Source organism: Winogradskyella sp. PG-2 (assembly GCF_000828715.1).
Lineage (GTDB): Bacteria > Bacteroidota > Bacteroidia > Flavobacteriales > Flavobacteriaceae > Winogradskyella.
Window position 1 is genome coordinate 3730152 of the sequence record NZ_AP014583.1, and the last position, 23482, is coordinate 3753633.

At 33.3% G+C, this 23482-nt stretch carries 8 protein-coding genes; 3 read left to right on the top strand and 5 right to left on the bottom strand.

Annotated elements, in window-relative coordinates:
- Nucleotides 1-45: 45 nt before the first annotated feature.
- A complete protein-coding gene (gene glyA, locus WPG_RS16810; RefSeq protein ID WP_045474840.1) occupies nucleotides 46-1320 on the bottom strand; it encodes a serine hydroxymethyltransferase in 1275 nt (424 codons plus the stop codon).
- A gap of 113 nt (nucleotides 1321-1433) precedes the next feature.
- On the opposite strand from glyA, the gene fahA reads away from it, so the two are divergent.
- Nucleotides 1434-2726 carry a fumarylacetoacetase gene (fahA, locus tag WPG_RS16815; protein WP_045474842.1) on the top strand — a complete coding sequence of 431 codons (1293 nt, stop codon included), beginning with the start codon at nucleotides 1434-1436 and terminating at the stop codon, nucleotides 2724-2726.
- 53 nt (nucleotides 2727-2779) lie between these two features.
- Here the strand turns inward: fahA and WPG_RS16820 are convergent, their stop codons facing one another.
- Nucleotides 2780-4465, bottom strand: a complete 1686-nt coding sequence (locus WPG_RS16820; RefSeq protein ID WP_045474844.1) for an RluA family pseudouridine synthase — start codon at nucleotides 4463-4465, stop codon at nucleotides 2780-2782.
- A gap of 109 nt (nucleotides 4466-4574) precedes the next feature.
- On the opposite strand from WPG_RS16820, the gene WPG_RS16825 reads away from it, so the two are divergent.
- Both WPG_RS16825 and WPG_RS16830 read left to right on the top strand, forming a co-directional pair.
- Nucleotides 4575-5759 carry a hypothetical protein gene (locus WPG_RS16825; protein ID WP_045474846.1) on the top strand — a complete coding sequence of 395 codons (1185 nt, stop codon included), beginning with the start codon at nucleotides 4575-4577 and terminating at the stop codon, nucleotides 5757-5759.
- 340 nt (nucleotides 5760-6099) lie between these two features.
- Nucleotides 6100-12903, top strand: a complete 6804-nt coding sequence (locus tag WPG_RS16830) for a LamG domain-containing protein (RefSeq protein WP_045474848.1) — start codon at nucleotides 6100-6102, stop codon at nucleotides 12901-12903.
- A gap of 16 nt (nucleotides 12904-12919) precedes the next feature.
- On the opposite strand, the gene WPG_RS16835 is transcribed toward WPG_RS16830, so the two are convergent.
- From WPG_RS16835 to WPG_RS16845, 3 genes are read right to left on the bottom strand one after another with little or no spacing between them, the layout of a single operon-like run.
- Nucleotides 12920-20038: a T9SS type A sorting domain-containing protein gene (locus WPG_RS16835; RefSeq protein ID WP_045474850.1), complete on the bottom strand. Its 7119-nt coding sequence runs from the start codon at nucleotides 20036-20038 to the stop codon at nucleotides 12920-12922.
- 8 nt (nucleotides 20039-20046) lie between these two features.
- Nucleotides 20047-20664: a CHAT domain-containing protein gene (locus WPG_RS18815; protein ID WP_052471321.1), complete on the bottom strand. Its 618-nt coding sequence runs from the start codon at nucleotides 20662-20664 to the stop codon at nucleotides 20047-20049.
- Nucleotides 20636-23254: a tetratricopeptide repeat protein gene (locus tag WPG_RS16845; protein WP_171817203.1), complete on the bottom strand. Its 2619-nt coding sequence runs from the start codon at nucleotides 23252-23254 to the stop codon at nucleotides 20636-20638. Before WPG_RS16845 ends, WPG_RS18815 begins: the two co-directional genes overlap by 29 nt.
- Between the last annotated feature and the right edge of the window lie 228 nt (nucleotides 23255-23482).

Sequence of the window (23482 nt, forward strand, 5' to 3'; positions counted from 1 at the left end):
GCCTTTCAATTATTTTGATAGGCTTTTTATTTGTAAATGAAGTTTCTATGCAGTAAATAAAGGTCGTCCACCCATAAGTTCATTTACTTTTTTAGCAACACCTTCTAAAACGGTTTCATTATCATGATTAGTTAATACTTCATCAATTAAATCAACAACGTAAGACATATCATTTTCTTTTAAACCTCTTGTTGTAATTGCTGGAGTACCTACCCTAATACCAGAAGTTACAAATGGAGATTCAGTATCAAATGGTACCATATTTTTATTTACAGTGATATCAGCTTTCACTAAAGCGTTTTCAGCATCCTTACCTGTAATGTTCTTACTTCTTAAATCAATCAGCATCATATGGTTGTCAGTTCCACCAGAAATTAAGTTATAATCTTTTGCAACAAAAGCTTTCGCCATAGCATCTGCATTATGTTTTACACGCAACATATAATGCATAAACTCATCCGTTAATGCTTCACCGAATGCAATTGCCTTAGCCGCAATCACATGCTCTAAAGGTCCACCTTGATTTCCTGGGAATACACCAGAATCTAGTAATCCAGACATCTTACGAAGTTTACCACTCTTAAACGTCAGACCAAATGGGTTATCAATATTTTCACCCATCATAATCATACCACCTCTTGGACCTCTTAATGTTTTATGCGTCGTTGTAGTAACCACATGGCAATGTGGCATTGGATCATTTAAAATACCTTTAGCAATCAATCCAGCAGGATGTGATATATCTGCTAACAAAATAGCACCAACACTATCGGCAACCTCTCTAAATTTCGCAAAATCAATATCACGAGAATATGCAGAAGCACCCGCTATAATTAATTTAGGTTGTTCTTTTTGAGCTTGGTCAGCTAACATATCATAATCTATAAGACCTGTATCTTTTTTTACACCATAAAAAGTTGGACGATATAGTCTTCCTGAAAAATTCACAGGTGAACCATGTGTTAAATGACCTCCATGTGATAAGTCGAACCCAAGAATAGTATCGCCTGGCTTTATACATGCATGGAAAACAGCTGTATTGGCCTGACTACCAGAGTGAGGTTGTACATTTACATAAGCAGCACCGAATAGCGTTTTAGCACGATCAATAGCAATATTCTCAACTTCATCTACAACTTCACAACCACCATAATAGCGCTTACCTGGATAACCTTCAGCATATTTATTAGTTAATACAGAACCTGCAGCTTCCATCACTTGGTCACTTACAAAATTCTCTGAAGCAATTAATTCTACACCATCTACCTGGCGTTCTTTTTCAGCTTGTATAAGTTCAAAAATTTGTTCGTCGCGTTCCATAAATAAAGTCTTATGTTAAATGAGCATCAAAAATACGAATTACATTAGTTTTAATATCAAAAATTTATTAGGTTTGATTAGAAATTAATGAACATTTAATCAACAATTAAAATATGCCATTATCAGCCAATAATCCAGATCGTTCATCTTGGTTACATGTTAACAAAGATTCAGATTTCCCTATACAAAATATTCCTTTTGGTGTTTTCTTAACAAGAGATGATATCATTACCATTGGAACTAGAATTGGTGATACTGCAATTGACCTTGGAGCACTGCACCAATTAGGTTATTTTGAAGGTATTCCTCTAACTGACGACATCTTCTTACAAGATACTCTAAATGATTTCATTGCAGATGGAAGAAAAACATGGCGATTGGTTAGAAATAGAATTGCCGAAATTTTTGATGCTGAAAATGATACATTAAAAAATAACAATCCACATAAAGAAACCATTCTATTTCGCTTAGATGAAATTGAGATGCAGTTACCAATTCAAGTTGGTGATTATACAGACTTCTATGCAAGTAAGGAACACGCTACGAATGTAGGTACTATGTTTAGAGATCCTGATAATGCACTATTACCAAATTGGGTGCATATGCCAGTTGGATATCATGGGCGCAGTTCTTCAATAATTCCATCAGGTATTCCTGTGCATCGTCCACAAGGACAAACTATGCCTATTGATTCTAAAAGCCCAGTTTTTGGACCTTCAAAATTAGTGGACTTTGAATTAGAAATGGCATTTATTACTACAGATGCAAATGACTTAGGCGAACCTATTCCAATTGTTGAAGCTGAAGAATATATCTTTGGTTTAGTCCTGTTTAATGACTGGTCTGCGAGAGATATTCAGAAATGGGAATATGTTCCATTAGGACCTTTCTTAGGTAAAAACTTTGCATCATCTATGTCTCCTTGGATTGTAACTTTAGATGCTTTAGAACCTTTTAGAACTGAAAGCCCAAAGCAAGACCCTAAACCTTTAGGTTACTTACAATATAAAGGAAAAAAGAGTTTTGATATTAATTTAGAAGTTGGTATTCAACCAAAGGGTGCTAAAGAAACCACAGTTTGTAAATCTAACTTTAAATATATGTACTGGAACATGGCACAGCAATTAGCACATCATACTGTTAATGGTTGTCCTATTAATTCTGGAGATATGATGGGAAGTGGAACCATTTCTGGTCCAACAGAAGATTCCTATGGTTCTATGTTAGAATTATCATGGAAAGGCACAAAACCAGTAAAGATGAAGGATGGCAGTGAGCGTAAATTTATAAACGATCATGATACTGTTATTATGAGAGGTTATTGCGAAAATGATGGCACTCGTATTGGATTTGGTTCTGTGAAAACAAAATTATTGCCTGTGTTTGATTCTAAGAAAAAGAAATAGATTTTATCTTAAATAAATTTAAGGCTCGTAATTAATAATTACGAGCCTTTTGTTTAAAAAGGAGCTTCACAATAAAAACTAACCCACTCACGTTTTACAGGATGCTCAAAACTTAAAGATTCTGCGTGGAGATGTAAGCGGTTAGAAACGGCTCCATACAAATCATCACCAATAATAGGAGTATTTAATCCTAAATGATGAGCAGAATGAACACGCAACTGATGTGTTCTACCAGTTATTGGATAAAAATGTACCCTTGTTTTATTATTCTTAACCTCAACGATTTCAAAATTAGTAGTTGCAGATTTCCCATGCTCATAACATACCAATTGCCTTGGTCTATTATTTAAATCTACTCGAAGTGGTAAATCTATAGTACCTTCTTTAGAATCTATGACACCATTTAACAAAGCAACATATTGCTTTTTAATAGTACGATTTACAAATTGTTTTTGAAGATTTTTATGAGTCTTCTCATTCTTTGCAACCAACATTAATCCTGAAGTTGACATGTCTAAACGATGTAATAATAAAGGGCCTGTAGCATTGGGTAAATATTTTTGCATTCTTGCTAGGACAGAATCAGTTATGGTTTTCCCTGGTACAGATAAAAACTCGTTTGGTTTATTTAGTATTAATAAATAATCATCTTCATAGATTATTTCTAATTCACCTGAAAACTTACCAGCTGTTTCAATAGGGTTTGGTTCTACATCTAAACCTTGCATCATATGTCCAAGAATAGGTTCGCACCTGCCACGACAAGACGGATAGAACTGACCATGTTTTCTAACTTCAGCTGTAGGAGAAATTCCCCAATAGAACTCTGCCATTGCAATTGGCTTCAATTTATTTTTATAAGCATATTGAAACAGCTTTGGAGCTGCACATTCACCTGCAGCAACTGGAGGTTGACTCGATTTTGTACTTGTAAAAATATCTATTAGATATTTAGTTTCACCATTACCATTCAAAAAACAATACTGTTCATGTATTTGTTTTTGCAAACTTGTAGAAAGTGTTTTACGTTCTTGTTTTAATACTTCAATAGGTCTAATCATATCTATAAAAGCTTTTTTAGCTTTTTCAATAGACTTTTCAAGATTTAGTTTTAAGTATTTTAAATCAATATTACTCTGAATACTTTGCTGTTCAAGTTCTTTAAACAGTACTTCATTGACTGTAGCCGAAAATCTTAGCTTTAACTCTGCTCTAATCTGTTTACGTTTTTGTTTTTCTTCTTTTGCATTTTTTTTAAAATCACTAAGCTTTCGAATAGCTTCAAGTTTTGTTTGCTTTAGATTAATTTCAGCTTTTTTAAGTTCTGGGGTTTGCTCTAAAGTTTCAATTTTACTATTTAAGTTGTTTAAATAGGCTTCATTTTGCTTATAAAACCCATCTTCATTTAATGTATCGAAAATTGGTGGTACAAAACCTTCTATATGATTACTTTCTGCTAGTTTTCCAGAAAATCCCGCAATATATCCTAATTGATCGTCAGTGGTTTCAACAATCATTACACCAAACATTTTCCCAATTTTAAGACCAACCTTAGCTTCATCTAAGCCAAAGTTATGTTCAAAATCTGTTTGTGCTTTTAAATACGCTTTTACTTCTTCTGAAGCCTTAACACAAAGCGAATGAGGTTCGTAATAAAATGGGTATGTAAATTGTTTTGGTAATTCTACCGGAATATCTAATTCTAAAGGATGAAAAAGGAAATTATCAGTTTTAAACATTACATTTTATTGTATTGCAAATAAACAAAATTATAAATCATAATTACACTTTTAAAGTTTGGCATCAAAATTGAAATTACATAATATATAACCCATAAAACACAAGATTATGAAACGATTATTACTTTTATCAGTCCTAGTTTCGGTACTCGTATCTTGTAGTGCCAAAAAACAAATGGAAAACGCAATTAGCAATGGTAATTACGACCAGGCTATTTCTGAAGCGTTACGAAAACTTGAAAACAACAAAGACAAAAAACGTAAGCAAGATTACATTGTAATGTTAGAGGATGCTTACTACAAAGTTTTGGAAAAAGATTTGCAAAAAATCACACATTTAAAGAAAGATGGCAATCCTGAGCAATACAAAACAATTTATAGTATTTATATAGATTTAGAAGAAAGACAAAATGCTATAAAGCGTGTATTACCTTTAAAAATGAATGGGAAAACATTACATCTAAAATTTAACGATTATACTTCTGAAATTGTCGATTATAGATATAAAACGTCAGAATATATGATAGACGAGGGAATTACTCTATTAGATTCTGATGATAAATACAATGCAAGAAAAGCGCATGATATCTTCAGTTATATAGAACATATTAATCCTAATTTCGAGGAAAATAGAAGCCTAATTACTGAAGCACATAAAAAAGGAACTGACTTTGTACATGTTTCTATTGCTAATAATACGCAGCAATTTATACCTCAACGTTTAGAAACAGAATTATTAGATTTTAATACTTATGGATTAAATCAATTCTGGACTGAATATCACGCAGTTGTAAACGAAACTATTGAATATGATTATGCAATGGAGCTTCAATTAAAGCGTATTAATATTTCACCAGAACGTGTTAATGAACGTCAGATACTACGAGAGAAACGTATTGTTGATGGTTGGAAATATTTATTAGATAATAACGGTAATGTTGTTAAAGATAGCTTAGGTAATGATATTAAAGTTGACAAGATTATAAATGTAAGAGCTCGGTTTTTTGAAGTTATACAAACTAAATCTGCACAAGTTATTGCGGATGTTGTTTACACAGACTTAAAGCAAAAACAAATTGTTGATAATTTTACAATAGATAGTGGATTCGTTTTTGAAAATGTATTCGGAAGATTTAGAGGAGACCGAAGAGCTTTAAACAGAAATGATCACGATTTAATGAATATACGACAAGTTCGTTTTCCCTCTGATGAACAAATGGTATACGACAGAGGCGAAGATTTAAAATTTAAGCTAAAAGAGATAATTCAATCTTACAGCATTACAAAAGGTTGAGAACTCAAAATATTATAACCTCTTGATTAATTAACATCAAGAGGTTATCTATTTACTCAATTATTATTCTTAGAAACTCTCAAATATCACCTTAGCAAGATTATAATGTATCTGAATTTTAAGTATTAACAAGTATGTGAAATTAATCTTACAAAACTATTTACAAAGCCAATAATAACCTACAATAGAGATTAAAAGTTTTTATATGCAGTTCAACGATTTTATTTCTTTTGATGCGCATTTAACATCTAAATTCGTTTTCCCTCAGAGTTAAAATTATTTCAATAACCCCAAATTCTTACCTGGAAAACACTAGGATTGAAAAAATATTTTAAACCTAATGAAACATTTCTCGACTAAACTTGTAATAAAAATTGTTACACTATTATTTGTTACAAATTTTTATGGACAATCAGATATTGTTGAAAGTTATGCAATTCTAAATATTAATAGTTTAGGAAACACATATTATGACCTAAATTTTGAAACTGCGAATCCAAATTTTAATGGGGCAGATTTGGGAACATTCAGTCCAGGTGAAAGTCTTATCCTAAATGGTGCAGAAAACCAAACCTATAAATGTGGTACTCATAATATTATGAATGGCTTCATAGATTATAGAATCTATTTAACAACAGATACACCTGGTTCATTTATTCCTTCTCAAATATTATTTAATGTGGATGATGGTACTAACAATTTTTGTGGAGGTACTAGTATTGATCAAACTTGGGAATCTTCTGGAGCTAACATTGACGTACTAAATGGATTGACTTCTGGTGATTACTTTTTAGAAGTTTATACAAGAGCTGATGCGGATCATAATAATGACAATATAGCTGACAACATTCTTTACAATAGCAACAGTGGTTTAAATTTTCGCGCAAGTTTTAGAGTAGATAATCCACCTGTAGCAAACTGTCAAGCCATAACTGTACAACTTAATGCTTCTGGTAATACAACTATTACCGCATCTGATATAAATAATAATTCAACTGATGATTTTGATACATCTACTTTAGTTTTAAGTATAGATAACGATTCTTTTGATTGTTCAAATATAGGAACACCAGTAAGTGTGACTTTAACAGTAGAAGATTCAATTGGGCAAACAGATACATGTACAGCTTTAGTAACTGTTGTAGATAATATAAGTCCTATTGCTATTTGTCAAAATGTATCTATTCAACTTGATGATAGTGGAAATGCATCCATTGTCGCTGCCGTTATTGATAATGGATCTTCGGACAATTGTGGTTCAATAACACTTAATGCTTCTCAAACAGCATTTACATGTGCAGATTTGGGTACAAATAGTGTAACACTTACAGTTGATGATGGTAATGGACAGACAGCTACATGTAATGCAACTGTTACTGTTTTAGATCCCGGAGCAAGCTCTAGTTTAACAATTGTATCAAATGATATTGATAACGAAATATGTTTAGGTGAAAACTTAACGTTTACGGCAACTCCAGTAAATGGTGGTACCACTCAAAGTTATGAATGGTTTATCAATGGGCTAAGTCAAGGTAGTACCAATGTGCCATCATTTACACCTAGTACTATTCCTTCTTCAAATTATTCCGTTTTTGCAAGAATGACTACAGATATTTCAGCTTGTGATCCTAAACAAAGTAATACCTTAAATATTATTGTAAACGCGCTACCAAATATCAAAGTGAGTTCTAATATAATTTGTATTGATGACACTTCGCAATTTGCAAGTCCATCTTCTGGTGGTTCTTGGGTAAGTAATAATACTAGTGTTGCTTCAATATCAACAACAGGTGTTATAACACCTAACAATACAGGTAATGTTACATTCACATTTACTGACGCAACAACAGGATGTAGCAATACAACTAATACAGTTTCGATTAATGGATTACCAACAATTGGAAGCTTTCCATTCGATTATAAGTTATGCGCTGGAGATATTGAAGTATTAACACCAACTTCTGGTGGAACATGGATTAGTAATAATCCTTCGGCAGCAAGTATTACAAATTCTGGTGTCATAACAGGTTTATCTGGAGGTAATGCAACGTTTACATTTACCAATAGTACTACTGGTTGTAGTGCAACTTCTAATGTAATCGAAATTATAGATCTACCTAATATAACGTCATTAACAGCATCAGATAATCCAATCTGTTCGGGTAATGCAATTATTCTTACATCAAATGTTCAAACCTCTGCTATAAATACTAAAAGTACTTTAGTTAACTACAATTTTAATTCTGGTTCAGATTATAGTCAGTTAGTAGATATCAGTACAACTCCAAATATTAACTCAACTTTTTACTCAGCAAGCGGATCTGATAATATTCCTTTTAATACAGGTCAAGGTTCATTAGGTGGAGGTTTTACCTATAACACACCACGAGGAAATGCCCTTGTCCAGGTTGACGATTGGAGTGATGGTGGAACATATCCTGGTTCTGATGATTCTGGTATGTGGCAACTAGATGTTGATGGTGCTGATTTAGTAAACTATTCAAATCTAAAGTTTTCGTTTCAATATCGTAGATCTAATAAATTTGGTGATGTAAAAACTATAACTGTAGATTATCGCGTTGGTAATTCTGGTGCTTGGACGACAACTTATATCACAGTACCAAGAAATAATGCTTTTTATACAACTTGGAGAGATGCAATTATTGTATTGCCTGTATCATTTGATAATGCTGCATTAGTACAATTTAGATTAGGTGTTGACGATGGTTCTAGATTTAATGTGTGTTCGGCTTCAGACTATGTTAATGGGACTTGTGATGATAATGTAAACGGAGTAAAAGATATTGCCAGTGCAGATATATATATAGATAATGTACAAATGGAAGGAGATACATCCTCTACTACTCTTGAGTATGTATGGTCTGCAGATTCTGGAACTGATGCAGGATTACCTGCTAGTGCAACAGTACCTTCAGTCACTAATAGTCAAATAACAGTTAATCCAGAGGTTTCTACTGAATACACTGTAACTGTTACTAATTCAGCTAATTGTGTATCTACAGAAACCATTAATGTCATAGTATACCCTACTCCAGTCGTTAGTCTTTTTGCAGACTATTGTCCAACTGATATACCCTCTACACCTCAAGATGAAAGTAATATGATACAACTTGTTGCATCAGCAGATATTCCTATTTCAACATGGGAATGGAATACTGGTGAAACAGGAAATACTATTTACTTGGATACTGCTGGCTCTTATGAAGTTATAGGCACAAATTCAGATGGTTGTAGTGATGGAAGAAGTATTGATGTTGCACAGGAGTTAGCTGTTAACGGTGATTTTTCTTTAGGTAACACAGGTTTTGGTACAGATTACACTTACTATGCTGATGTAGCGGGTAATAATGAGTTAGTTAATGATGATATTGGTCCTGGAAGTCCACCAGCTTATGTTAATGGATATTCTATTACCACCGATGGAAATAATGTAAATCCAAACTTTTCTGGTCAAGATCATACTAGTGGTAGCGGAAATTTCATGGCGATCAATGGGCATGGAAGTCAATATGTATTATGGTCACAAACAATGGATGTAGAAAGTGGTGCTGAATATAATTTTGCTGCATGGGCAAGAAGTTTAAATGCCACAGGTCCTTTTGGTCAACTACAATTTAGAATTAATGGATCTTTAGAAGGATCGCAATTAAGTTTATCAGGTTATCCTGCGACAGACTGGGGCAGATTTTTTGGAACTTGGACATCTACTATAGATGGCCCAGTTTTAGTAGAAATAGTAAATAACCAAAATTCGTCTAGTGGTAATGATTTTGGAATTGATGACATCACATTTACTACATTATCAACATTTATTAATCTTACATCTAATATTGGTACTGATAACCAAACAGCATGTCAATATAGCCCTATAGTTGATATAACGTATGATGTAGGTGGAGGACTTTCTGGTCCAACAATTACAGGTTTACCTGCTGGTTTAACGACATCATTTGATGGTCTTGAGTTTGCTATAACCGGAACTCCAACAGCAACAGGTACATTTAATTATACAATAGATTCTAATGCAAGTTGTGGAAGTAAAACAGCTACTGGTACAATAATTGTTAATACCGCACCAATAGCCACCATTACAACATCATCAGGTACAGTTTGTCAGTCTGACGGTACTATAACTTTAAATGCTACATTAAGTGGAAGTGCTACTAATGGTGCGTGGAGCATTTCTGGAACACCTATTCCAACAACTTTATTAGGTAATGTTGCATCTGGAAACTATAATATTTCTACTACTGGTTCAGTTACTTTTACATTTACATCAAATGACCCAACAGGTCCTTGCGAAAGTGCTTTAGAGACCGTAGATTTCAATATTATTCCATTCGTACAAGCCAATGCTAATCCTAATAATATCAATTACACTTTAGCAGATTGTTCGTCAACTATAGTGTCTTTAAATGCAAATAATAATACTGGCCAATGGACAGCGCTACCTAATACTGGATACTTTTCTGACGCTAGTGCGTATAATTCAGATTTTACAGGAGAAAGTGGTACAGATTATACACTAACTTGGACTACAACTAATAGTTCACCATGTGCTTCTTCATATGACACTTTACTGATTTCTATTCCAGATTGTGGATCTAATATAGTCTTTGATGGTACAGAAGATTATATAAGCTTTAATGATAATTACAATTTTAACTCAGCTTTTACTATAGAATCATGGATAAAATATAATAATGATTCAAGCTTAAAAACAGTAATTTCAAAGAGAGATGGATTAACATTAAATACTGGGTACGACCTAACAGTTATTGGTAATAGGTTGTTTTTTAGATACAATACTAGTCAGGTATTGGCAACTGTAGATATGAGTACTAACAAATGGTATCATATTGCAATTTCATTTGATGGATCTAACTATAACATGTACATTAATGGATTTAGTGTTTTGACATCAACGAATGGATCATTACCAACTACAAATTCCAATAAAGCATTAATTGGAGCGATGGATAGAACTAATGCCTCTCCAATAAATTATTTTGACGGTGCAATAGACGAAGTTCGTATTTGGAATACAGCATTAACGCAAAGCCAAATTAGAGTTATGATGAATCAAGAGATTGAGGCAAATGGATCTAATGTATTGGGCTCTGTACTGCAACAAAATATACATAGTGGCTTGCAATGGAATAGTCTTATTGGATACTATCAAATGATTGATGGGAATCAATCTGTGGTTGCTAATGGTAATATTCAAGATATTTCAACAGCGTCACCAGTTGATGGTGTACTAAATAAAATGAGTACAACACAGTCTGAAACTGCACCACTTCCATATGTTTCATTAAATAATGGCACTTGGGATTCTGCAAGTACGTGGTTAAATAGTGCAACACAACAAATGCCAAACTCAACTGTTAATAGTATTACTGGTTTAGCACAAACATGGAATATTATAGTTGCTCAGCATAATATCTCAATAGACAGATCAACTCAAGTGTTAGGTTTATTGTTAGAAAACAATAAATTATCTGTTACCAATGATCAACCATTGATAGTAGACAATTATCTAAAGATTAATGGGGTTTTAGATCTAGTTGACCAATCTCAACTCATACAACCTACTGGAAGTGTTGTTGATTATACAGGAACTGGAAATTTAGAACGCGACCAGCAAGGAACTGCCAATTTATTTAATTATAATTATTGGTCATCACCTGTAAGCGATAATGGCTCAACTTATACATTAGCAAGTACTCTGAATGATGGTACAACATCTTCAAACCCTCAACCACTTAATTGGACGAGTTCTTATGATGCTAATCCTTTAACAAATCCAATAACAATAAGTCGTAGATGGTTAAACCTTTATGAAAACTATCCTGAGAATGCTTATGCTGACTGGAATGCAATTGATGAAAATGATCCTATTCAAATAGGGCTTGGATACTCAATGAAAGGTAGTGGCACTTCAAATAGCAGTCAAAATTATACATTTATTGGTCAGCCAAATAATGGAACAATCACAACGCCTATTTCAGGTGATTATCAAGCTTTAGTCGGTAATCCATATCCTTCAGCAATAGACGCTAATACATTTATAAATGATAATAGTAGTGTTTTAGAAGATGGTACACTTTATTTCTGGGAACATTCCACTACTAATGGCTCACATTTTCTATCTGATTATCAAGGCGGTTATGCCGCACGTAATTTAACTACTGGTATCGCTGCTGTATCACCACCAGAAGTCAATGGTGAAGGTAGTGCCAATAAAGTACCAGGTCGTTATGTGCCAGTTGCTCAAGGCTTCTTTGTCACAGGAAACTCTACAGGCGGACAAATTACATTCAACAATAGTCAACGTATATTTATAACAGAGCAAGGGAGTAATTCACTTTTCTTAAGAGGTAATGCAAGTGATAATTCAACTCCAAACGATAACCAAGGTGATGACGAAACAACTCGACTTATTAGATTAGATTTTATAACACCAGAAAATGCAATACGACATGTAGTCATTGGATTTGTAGACAATGAAAATGCTACTGATGGTATTGATTATGGCTATGATGCCATTAACCAAGACAACTTCCCTAATGATATGTCTTTTAATATTGAAGGTGAAAAATTTGTTATACAAGGCGTTGGTGAATTTGATGAGACTAAATCTTATCCTTTAGACATCAACTTAACAAATGGTGGATCTATTGAAATAGCACTTAATGATTTGGAAAATTTTGATGATGCTATCGATGTTTTCATTTTCGATGCGTTAAATGATATCTACAAAAGAATCAATGATACAAGTTATCAACTTAACTTAGATTCTGGAGATTATAGTAATAGATTCTATCTTGTGTTCCAAGAAAACACTTCATTATCAACGACAGAGCAGCAAACTGAAAGTATACTTGTAAATTTCTTGCAGAATACAGACGAAATTTTTGTTAAGACACCTTCTAGTATAAATGTAAATCAATTATACCTAATAAACATTGCTGGTCAAACTGTAGCATCATGGAACGCAACTAATTTACCAATGTCTGATACAATTAAGATCCCAGTAAAAAATGTTTCTGAAGATAGCTATATCTTAAAGGTTGAAACTAATATTAGCACAGTTAATAAGAAGCTTTTGATTAAGTATTAATAGTTGCTAAACATTATTAGTTTTTAATAAGTTTGGTCATTTTAATACCGACCGCAGAATTTATTTTAACAAAATACATTGCTGAATCTAATTGACTGATATTGATTTCTGAAAAGTTAGAATTTATTACGTTAACGCGTTGACCATTTACAGCAAAAATTTCAATGGAATATATTAAAACATTACCTTCATTTTTGACTTTAATAATCCTTGCACTTGGATTAGGGTAAATTAATAGACCACCTAATTGCTCATCATTAGAAATGCTATTTACTTCGGTAACTTCTATAATTGCGGAGGCTTCACCACAATCACCATTGTTGTGTGTATAAGTATAAATTCCACCACCAAGTAATTCAGGTGACCAAACTCCACCTAAATCAGGAGTTCCTTCTAAAGCGTTAAATAACTGTTCTTCTATAACTATCGTACCTTCCTCTATTTGTAATTCACCATCTTCACCTGGAGATAATGCTTCATTAACTTCAACAGTTACAGTTGCTGACTCTAAAGGGTAACAAGACGATGGTTCATGACTGTAAACATAAACACCAATTGCTGTTTCTTCCCAAGTCCCTCCAGTATCTACTACACCTCCTAGAGCTGCAAATAATTCATCTTCTGTTGGTGTCTCATCAGAACATAATAAGATACTTCCGTCTTCTCCTGCTGATTTTTGTTCTTCTGGTATTAAAGTAACAAATGCAGACACAAAAGCATTACAGGATGTAGCGATGTGCCTATACTCATAAACTCCCGGAGATGCTAATATCCATATACCTCCATAATCTGGGTTACCACCAAGTGCATTGAATAATTCTGTGAATGAAGGGTTTGTATTAGGACAAATTTCTAATTCACCATCTTCACCTGCTGATTTTGGCAATTCCTCAGTTATTGTAACTGTAGCCGATACAAATGGACTACATGGTGTTGCTGCATGACTGTATTCATAAACTCCTGTGGATACTTCTAACCATGTTCCTCCTGTATCTGCATCTCCGGATAAAGCCGTAAACAATTCTGCTTCTGTTGGTGTCTCCCCTTCACATATCTCTAACTCAGCATTATTCCCTGCTGATTTTGCCGTTTCTTCTATTAATGTAACTGTAGCTGATACAAATGGACTGCATAATGTTGCTGCATGACTGTATTCATAAACTCCTGTGGATACTTCTAACCATGTACCTCCTGTGTCTGCATCTCCGGATAAAGCCGTAAACAACTCTGCTTCTGTTGGTGTCTCCCCTTCACATATCTCTAACTCAGCATTATTCCCTGCTGATTTTGCCGTTTCTTCTATTAATGTAACTGTAGCTGATACAAATGGACTACATGGTGTTGCTGCATGACTGTATTCATAAACTCCTGTGGATACTTCTAACCATGTTCCTCCTGTATCTGCATCTCCGGATAAAGCCGTAAACAATTCTGCTTCTGTTGGTGTCTCCCCTTCACATATCTCTAACTCAGCATTATTCCCTGCTGATTTTGCCGTTTCTTCTATTAATGTAACTGTAGCTGATACAAATGGACTGCATAATGTTGCTGCATGACTGTATTCATAAACTCCTGTGGATACTTCTAACCATGTACCTCCTGTATCTGCATCTCCGGATAAAGCCGTAAACAATTCTGCTTCTGTTGGTGTCTCCCCTTCACATATCTCTAACTCAGCATTATTCCCTGCTGATTTTGCCGTTTCTTCTATTAATGTAATTGTAGCCGATACAAATGGACTGCATAATGTTGCTGCATGACTGTATTCATAAACTCCTGTGGATACTTCTAACCATGTACCTCCTGTGTCTGCATCTCCAGATAAAGCCGTAAACAACTCTGCTTCTGTTGGTGTCTCCCCTTCACATATCTCTAACTCAGCATTATTCCCTGCTGATTTTGCCGTTTCTTCTATTAATGTAACTGTAGCCGATACAAATGGACTACATGGTGTTGCTGCATGACTGTATTCATAAACTCCTGTGGATACTTCTAACCATGTTCCTCCTGTATCTGCATCTCCGGATAAAGCCGTAAACAATTCTGCTTCTGTTGGTGTCTCCCCTTCACATATCTCTAACTCAGCATTATTCCCTGCTGATTTTGCCGTTTCTTCTATTAATGTAATTGTAGCCGATACAAATGGACTGCATAATGTTGCTGCATGACTGTATTCATAAACTCCTGTGGATACTTCTAACCATGTACCTCCTGTATCTGCATCTCCGGATAAAGCCGTAAACAATTCTGCTTCTGTTGGTGTCTCCCCTTCACATATCTCTAACTCTGCATTATTCCCAGCTGATAATTCCGCTTCTTCAACTAAAGTAACATAGACAGGCACACCTGCACAATCTTGTAAAAACTTCTTTGCGTTAAATTGATATACTCCAGGCTCTGTTATTTCAGTTAATGGCTCTAAATCTGGATTTGCTTCTAAGTCATCCGTTTCATTGTACCATGAATTTTCTGGTTCGAAGACATTACCGAATAGTTCAGCTTCGTTGTATACAGTATTATCAACGTCTACTTGTATTTCTAATTCACTATACAATGCTGATAAATCTACATTATTGAAATCACAAACTTCAACAGTAATATTTGGCCCAGGGTCAAAAGGTATGGTAACCTCATTTACAGTAAAAGATGCTATAGATTCTATTTCCAAATTGACTGAACCCCCTATATTTAAGATTGTTGTTACTTCAACATCAAAATTATAAGTAAACTGACCTGCACCCGATTCTGGAAAACGTACTTCAGTACCTATTGAAGTTGCTCCAGGATATCCATCAGTTTGATTTATAACTATGGTCGATGATTCAAACTTACCACTATTATAATCATCACTTGATAATAAATTGAGATCATATGATGTCGTTTCACACAACACCCCTCCATTACCTATACTTAGACCTGCTGATGGAAATCCAAAAAATGTGAGTAAAGCTGTACTTTGTAATTCATCATCAGTTGAATCAGACGCTGTGAATTGTATTGTACACACTAAATTTGTGTCATCAGGATTAATATCTGTGGTTAAAACAGAATCTAATACTTCCCACTCCCATGTTATATCTCCACAACTAGAAGCAGTAGCTCCACCATTATTAAGAATCCAAGTGTTCACCTGAGTTTCATAAGTTAACGGATCATATATAATTGTTAAATCTTCACTCGGGTTTATTAAAGATAAATCCAATGTTTCTGACACAATTATACTAGCTTCAATAGCACCACATTGAGGTAAAAACTGACCAGCGTTAAAGATATATTCACCTGGTCCATTATAAGTAGTAATTGGATTCCCATTAGAATCAAACCAATAATCATCTGTGTTAAATTCTGAATCGTTAGTACCATCAATAATATCAAATTGGGCGTATAAATCACCAAGGGTAATATCATCATTAGAACATACTGTCATTTCTTTATCTTCTCCAGGATTAAATGGAACTGTATACCAATGCCAAACATCTGCTTCATCCGTTAAGGTTATCGGATTAGGCATACCAAAATATTGAACTTGTTTAGAAACATTTATAGTATAATGATATGTAAATTGGCCAGCACCAGATTCAGGAAAACGTACTTCTGTATCTTCAATTGAAGTAACAGCATCTCCTGTACCCTCTGCCAAGTCTTGCTGATAAATAATTAATGCATTTTCATAAACATTACTACCAAAATCAATTTGTTCATCAAATTCGTTCCTATTAAAAATACTAAGATCAAAAGTGCCTGATTCATCAGCACACAATGCTCCGTCTGCTTCTATTCCACCAGCTACATCCTCATTAACAGGAACAAAGTCTACTCCTGCAGTAAAATCAGAGGTATATAAAATAAATTGTCCTGAGGTGGATTGATTACCTAAAACTGAAGATGCAGTAAATGTTGTTTCATAAATTATATTATTGAACGCATTTACTGAGATACTAAAATTATAATTCCATGTAATATTTTCTTGATAAAAATAAACTTGAGCATTTCCGTTGTTATCTAACCAACTTTCAACTTCCATATTCACATTGGCGTCAAAAGCATCTATACCGCTATTTATAGGTGGTGCTATACATAGAACATCCGTGTAAACTGAATTTGTAATTTGCCATGAGGCATTGTTTTCAGCATACTCCACATCATCAACAAGCAAACAGGCATTATTAAATCCTGGATTTATATTAAGATTTGTGATTTCAGTATTAAAACCATTCTGCAAGTTTACTGCTCGAATGTTTGATGCACTTATATTAACATCTGTTAGCTGAGATTGGTTTGAAAAATCGAGGTTTGTAAGTCCGTCTAAATTTGAAATATTTACACCTTCTAGTTCACTTAAGTTTAAAAAATTAAGGCTTGTAATATTATTTAAAAATGATAAGTTTAAAATTCTAAGCTCATTTAAATTAGAAATATCAAGAACTGAAAATTGATTAAACTCTATAAGCTCTAATTCTTCCAATTGGCTTAAATTAGAAAGGTCAAGGTTTGATACTCCATACAACTGTCTAAAATACAGGCTTTTAAGCTGGTTAAGATTAGACAAATCAATCATTTGCAAGCCATACAATGTATTTAAGGATAACGTATGAAGATTGATATTTTGACTCAAATCCAGGCTTGATAAATTACTAGTAGCTGTATCTATTATTAACTCTTCAAGTAGTGTATTGTTACTTAATATTAATTCATTAAAACCAGATGAAGCTGGTGCACCGACATAAGCATCAATTTCGATTACACGTAAATTAAAGTTATTATTAAAATCAACAGATAAGTTGAGTGCGTAACCATTAGTATATCTAAATACTTCTAAATTCACAAAGCTTTGAATACCTTCAAAATTAGATATTGAATACCCATTAATATTAAGAGTTTCAACACTTGATATTCCACAAACCTCAATTTGACCATTTAGATTCTGATCCAAATCAATATTTAAATCTATTAAAGCTTGTTCAAACTGTTGGTCAGGAATAAGGATTGTTTCAGCTGTACTAGAAACAAGAGTTACATAAATAGGCTCGCCTGCGCAGTCTTCCAAAAAGTTCTTAGCATTAAATTGATAAACTCCTGGTTCAGTAATTTCGTTCAGTGACGATGGATTGGAGCCATCTTCTAAATTATCATTTTGGTTATACCAGAAACTTGCTGGATTAAAACCACTTAAATCTGCATTATTAAAACTTGTATTATTAATAGCTTCTGAGTCAATTTCTAATTGATCATACAACCACAAAAGATCTAAATTATTAAAATCGCAAACCTGCACTGTAGTAACAGGATCAATAGGGTCAAAGGCTACTGTAACATCATTAGCGGTATAAAAAGTTGATGTTTCATAAGTTTTTTCTTCGCTTCCTATATTAAAAGAAGTACTAACCTTAAACTCAAAAAAGTAAGTAAACTGACCAGCACCAGATTCAGGAAACCTGATATCAGTACCTTCTAATTCAAGTCCAGACAAACCACTTATTTCATCAATACTAAAAGTAGAAGAACTAAATTTACTATCATTATACTCAGCACCTCCATTTGGTTCTGTATACAGAGAGTCATCAAATTTACTAACATCATAAAAATTATCACATATAACACCTCCATTACCATTACTCTCACCTGCAGTAGCAAAATTATTAAATATTATATCAGCGACTATAGTTATGGATTCTCCTATTTCATCTGTTGCTGTAAACTCAACAGAAACGGCAAGACGATCTAAAACACCATCAAAATCTGAATCACCTAAAAAATCATCAATTACATTATAAGTCCATATTACTTCACCAATGCAACTATTAACCTCTGCTCCTCCATTAATGTCTAGCCATTCATTTACTTCAGTTTGATTTCCATTACCATCATAATCAACAATTAAATCATTAGGATTTTCAGTTATTCTTGGATTCAAATTAGCAACATAAACACCAGAAGGTTCAAACCAATTAGATTGGGACTGTGCTGCAGACGTATTCCAAACAGCTACACAATTTAAATTAGAGTTATTCCTGACATCAAGAAAGCTTATTGGTGAGAATAGGCCCTCTTGATTTCTTAGATCTATAAATTGTAAAAATGGATTGTTTGTTACGGTAACATTCTCAAGATTAATATTATTTGTTAAATCCAAAGATTGAATTGCCGTAAACCTAAGTGTTAAATCATCGAGGTATACATTTTGATCAAATGAAATTTGGTTAAGGTTTTCAGCAGCAAGGATATTGACAGTTTCCAAATACATATTTCCATAAAAATCCAATGGCTGTATGATAGCTGCATTGTTATTAATTAATTCAAAGTTTTGAAGGCATTTAAAGAATTGTAACCCTTCAAAATTCATAATATTGTAATCCAATATATCTAACTGAGAATTAAAATAAATATCATTAAGATTAACCAATGAATTCAATATCCCATCAGAATCTATGTTACTATCTATTAAAGCCTGTTCAAACTGTTCATCTGGTATAGAAACAGCCTCATTACCTATATCTATTATACTAAAGTCATCAAATGCAATTCCTGGGTTTTCACCGCTTAAATTTGATGAAAAAGCAATTCTAAAAAAGACACTACTTTCCCCTGATAAATTTTGAATTGACTGAATAGTTGTAAACCAATAGGATCCAAAACCAGATTCATATGGATTCCCAGACCAACCAACTTCTTGCCCACCTGGAAGACTTGAAACTGAATCATCATTATAACCATTAAGACCTGTCTCTAAAGCACCAATATTTTGCCAGGTGAGACCATTATCAATAGAAGATTGAAGAACTGCACCATCACATACACCATTAAAACAATAAGTTTGCCAAATTAAACTGAAATTTACAACTGGATTTATAAGTGACGATAAATCGAATTCAGGACTTACCAAAGCTGAATTTTCATCAGAATTATAAAAACCCGTTAAATTGGTCACCCAAGCGTTTAAACCTGAAGCTGCTGAGTTAAAAGATCCAAATGAAGGTGTTCCAAGTTGCCATGAACTATTGACACCTTCTGAAGTCCATCCCCCAGCACCTGTTTCAAAATCTTCAATATAAGGATATGAGGTTATCTGCGCATTTAAGCCATAAGAAATAGTTAAAGCTATTAATAGAAATTTTATGTTTAATACTTTTTTCATATTAAAATTTACTCTAATAGTACAAACGCGGCCCATTTAAAGGGGTCATCTTTATACTTTCTAGACAAGTTGCGTTGTGTCTCTATAAATGCTGCTCTAATAGTGTTATTTTTAGTCCAGTTTTTATAAAGTGTTTCCATAAAAATGGCCGTTTCTTTGTCTGGTACCTGCCACAAACTCATAATAAGTGTATCTACCCCAGCCATTTTAAACGCACGTTGCAAACCATATACTCCTTCACTCCCATTAATATCACCTAAACCAGTTTCACAAGCACTTAGAACAACAATACTGGTATTTGATAAATCTAAATTGGCTATTTCCATAGCTGTTAAAATACCATCTTCATTATCACTATAAAAATTATTGTTTCCCCATGCCTGATTCGCTCCAGAGAGAATTAAACCAGATCTTAATAATGGGTCTTTTGAGGACCTATAAATATTTGAAACCTCATCATCAATACTAGTTTTTGACTTTTCAGAATTCTCAAAAAAGAAACCATGAGTAGCAATATGAATAAGATTCGGGCTTTGACCGCTTAAATTCTTGAATTGTTTTTCTGATGCATTATCAGACTCCCATACAGAAACTACTTTACCCTTTTTTTGATAAAATGTTTTCAATAGACATAACTTCCTTTAAGGTTCCAGGAAGTTCATTCCACTTTGAAGCCCTCGACTCAGCTTCGTTAGACTTAATATCATAATTTACACCACCTATAAGAAGAATATTACCATTATCCTTTTTATTTATTTCGTTAATTAAATTATGAGTGCTACCCATTTGATACAAATCGTATTGATAAGAAAGTATTGGTTTATCTTTAGTCCCAAGAGCAGACATTGGTATTTGATTTAGTATACCACTTAGCGCAAAATACACTTTCTTTTTTGGGCTTAGGTTTTTTAAATAGGCCTCAATAGGAAGCCATATCAGATTGTATAAACCCTTTGTTGATTTCATAGATTTTCCCTTGGATCCTCTAACGGCATATAATGAATTTGGAGAGCCTTTATCTAATAATGCTATAAGTTCTTTCTCTCTAAATAATGGAATAACTGCTGGTTGAAGTTCATCTTTAGTATATAAATAAGCGATATAGTTCGTTTCGCCAGTTGACTTGTTGTTTTTGTAGGTGCCAAAATGAGCAAACTCAATGGCTACTTCATCTTGTTTTAACTGCTTCCTTACATCTTCCCAATTTCGTGTAAGAGAAATTCCTCCTTCAAAATTTGTAGAATAATATTTTACTAGTTCGGCTTCCCTCTGATTAACTACACTTTTTAAACTATCAATTTCTTTTTCGTTTGTAGTTCTATACTGTGTTAACAATTTTGACAATCTTTTTTTATCATTTTTATAGAGTTCAATTTTGAATGTTAAACTATCATTCTCAATCTTACTAAGCTTTGTTAAAATATCCTTAGAATTATTCAATAGCAAGCCTTTTAACATTAATTGATTATTCAAATTTGCAATATCTAAGCTCGAATCTTTAAATGTATCACTTTGCGATAAAGATTGCATTTGATTGAACGTATTAGTTATCATCTTCATAAAAGCCGCCTTTTCTTGCTCACTGCTAAACTGAAAAATCTTGTTGATTTGATTTACAAATACACTATTAGATTCTAATAATGATGAAATACCTTCATCTTTCATACCCAAGCCAAAGTAAGTGTTACTAAGTGTTTTTAGAAAATCACCATAATCCACATGGTCTGTCCCTAATATGTCACCAAGATTAGAAGTAGATTCTTTAATTAAAGGTAAAGCGCTTTTAAAATCCCCTGTTAAATTATATGCATTTGCTAAGCTATATTTTCTATTATAGAATTCTTCATTTTTAGGCTTACCCTTATTAATAAAGTAATTCAAATTCTTTTCCATAAGTCTAATCGCCTGCTCGTTATCACCTAATTCAAGCAAAGTTTTGGCATAATCGTTAAGCATATAGCTGTAATCGTTGTGCCATTCTTCTCCTTCTGGTTTTTCATTTATCTCTAAAGCATTTTTAAAATACTCTAAAGCTTCATCAAACCTATTTTCTTCAAAATAAAGTTTACCTCTATTATTTAAGAGCTTCGCATACTTTTCGCTATCCACTCCATGAGAGATTTTCATGGATTCAATTGACTCATTATAGAATTGATTCGCTAAATTATATTGTCCCATATTTTGATAACAATACCCTTTATCCATAAGCCTTAAACTTATGGTTCTCTTGGATATTTCAGTAACCTCTAACGCTTGGTTACAATAATAAATCGCTTTTTCATAGTTGCCAATACGGTCATAGATTAGTCCAATCACTCCAAGTAACTGGGCATAAGAATCAGTATTGTTGTCATTTTGACTAATCATAGTTTTTTGCACCTTCTTAAAAGCGTCTATTGCCTTTAAATAGTTATTATTATCTCTTTCTATTAGTCCTAAAACATAACTAGCGTATATATAACCACTACTATTTGAATCTTCAAGATTTTCAAATATTTGCAATGCCCTATTTTCATATGCTGCTGCCTTTTCTAAAAATCCTGCTCTCCAAAAAACGACTCCAAATTCATTAAGTGAATTTGTGTAAGATTCACTTGTACTTCCTTCTTTTTTTTCTACGATATTTAGAGCCTCTTCTGCGACTATTTGCGCATTTAATGTATCCCCTAGGTTTATATAAACGAGCAATAGACTCTTTAAAATACCTTCTTCTTTTAATGTATTCATAGGAATTGAATGCACTAGATTTAGAGCTTGTTCAAGATGTTGCTTTGCTTTTAAGTTATTTTGCTTTGTGCCTTTATAAATCTTGCCTAATCCATACAGGGTTTTAGCATAATCACCTGTATTGGAAAGATCATTTTTACTTAAAACAGATTTACGCTCCTCATAGAGCTTTATAGCATCTTTGTATTGTCTATACTTAGACAAAGAATCCGCAAATTGCTCTAGTCTAGAAGAATAGTCTAAAAGTTTAGCCTTATTAAGACCATCCGAGCTTTTTAATAACATATCTGTTAACTCTAAAGAATCAATAAGGGCAAACTTCTTAAGAGCAATGTTTGCACTATAATACTCTAGTAATGCTTGCCGAAGTTTTTTCTTAGAATTTATACTATCTCTTGCGATAGTATATGCTGTATTTAAGTATGGTAAGGCTTCTTTGTAGGAACTATCTTTTACCAGAACCATTCCTTTAGAATAATTATCCTTCAACTGCAAGTAGTTCTTAGAACCATTACAGGAAGAAAAACAGACACCTATTAACAAAAAGGCGAAACAAAATCGAAAAAAAGCAGTCAACATTTATTAAGATTGAGTAATAACAATTACACAATAACAAAATGTAAACTTAAGATAGTAGTATTAGGGTCATGTTATTTAAAGCCAATGGCTATAATTATATGAATATATAGGATAGATGAATTTTTGTCAAAAAAAGCG

Bases quoted from the DNA above. Each gene is read 5' to 3' on its own strand.
- glyA (WP_045474840.1), bottom strand. From the start codon at position 1,320: ATGGAACGCGACGAACAAATTTTTGAACTTATACAAGCTGAAAAAGAA.
- fahA (WP_045474842.1), top strand. From the start codon at position 1,434: ATGCCATTATCAGCCAATAATCCAGATCGTTCATCTTGGTTACATGTT.
- WPG_RS16820 (WP_045474844.1), bottom strand. From the start codon at position 4,465: ATGTTTAAAACTGATAATTTCCTTTTTCATCCTTTAGAATTAGATATT.
- WPG_RS16825 (WP_045474846.1), top strand. From the start codon at position 4,575: ATGAAACGATTATTACTTTTATCAGTCCTAGTTTCGGTACTCGTATCT.
- WPG_RS16830 (WP_045474848.1), top strand. From the start codon at position 6,100: ATGAAACATTTCTCGACTAAACTTGTAATAAAAATTGTTACACTATTA.
- WPG_RS16835 (WP_045474850.1), bottom strand. From the start codon at position 20,038: ATGAAAAAAGTATTAAACATAAAATTTCTATTAATAGCTTTAACTATT.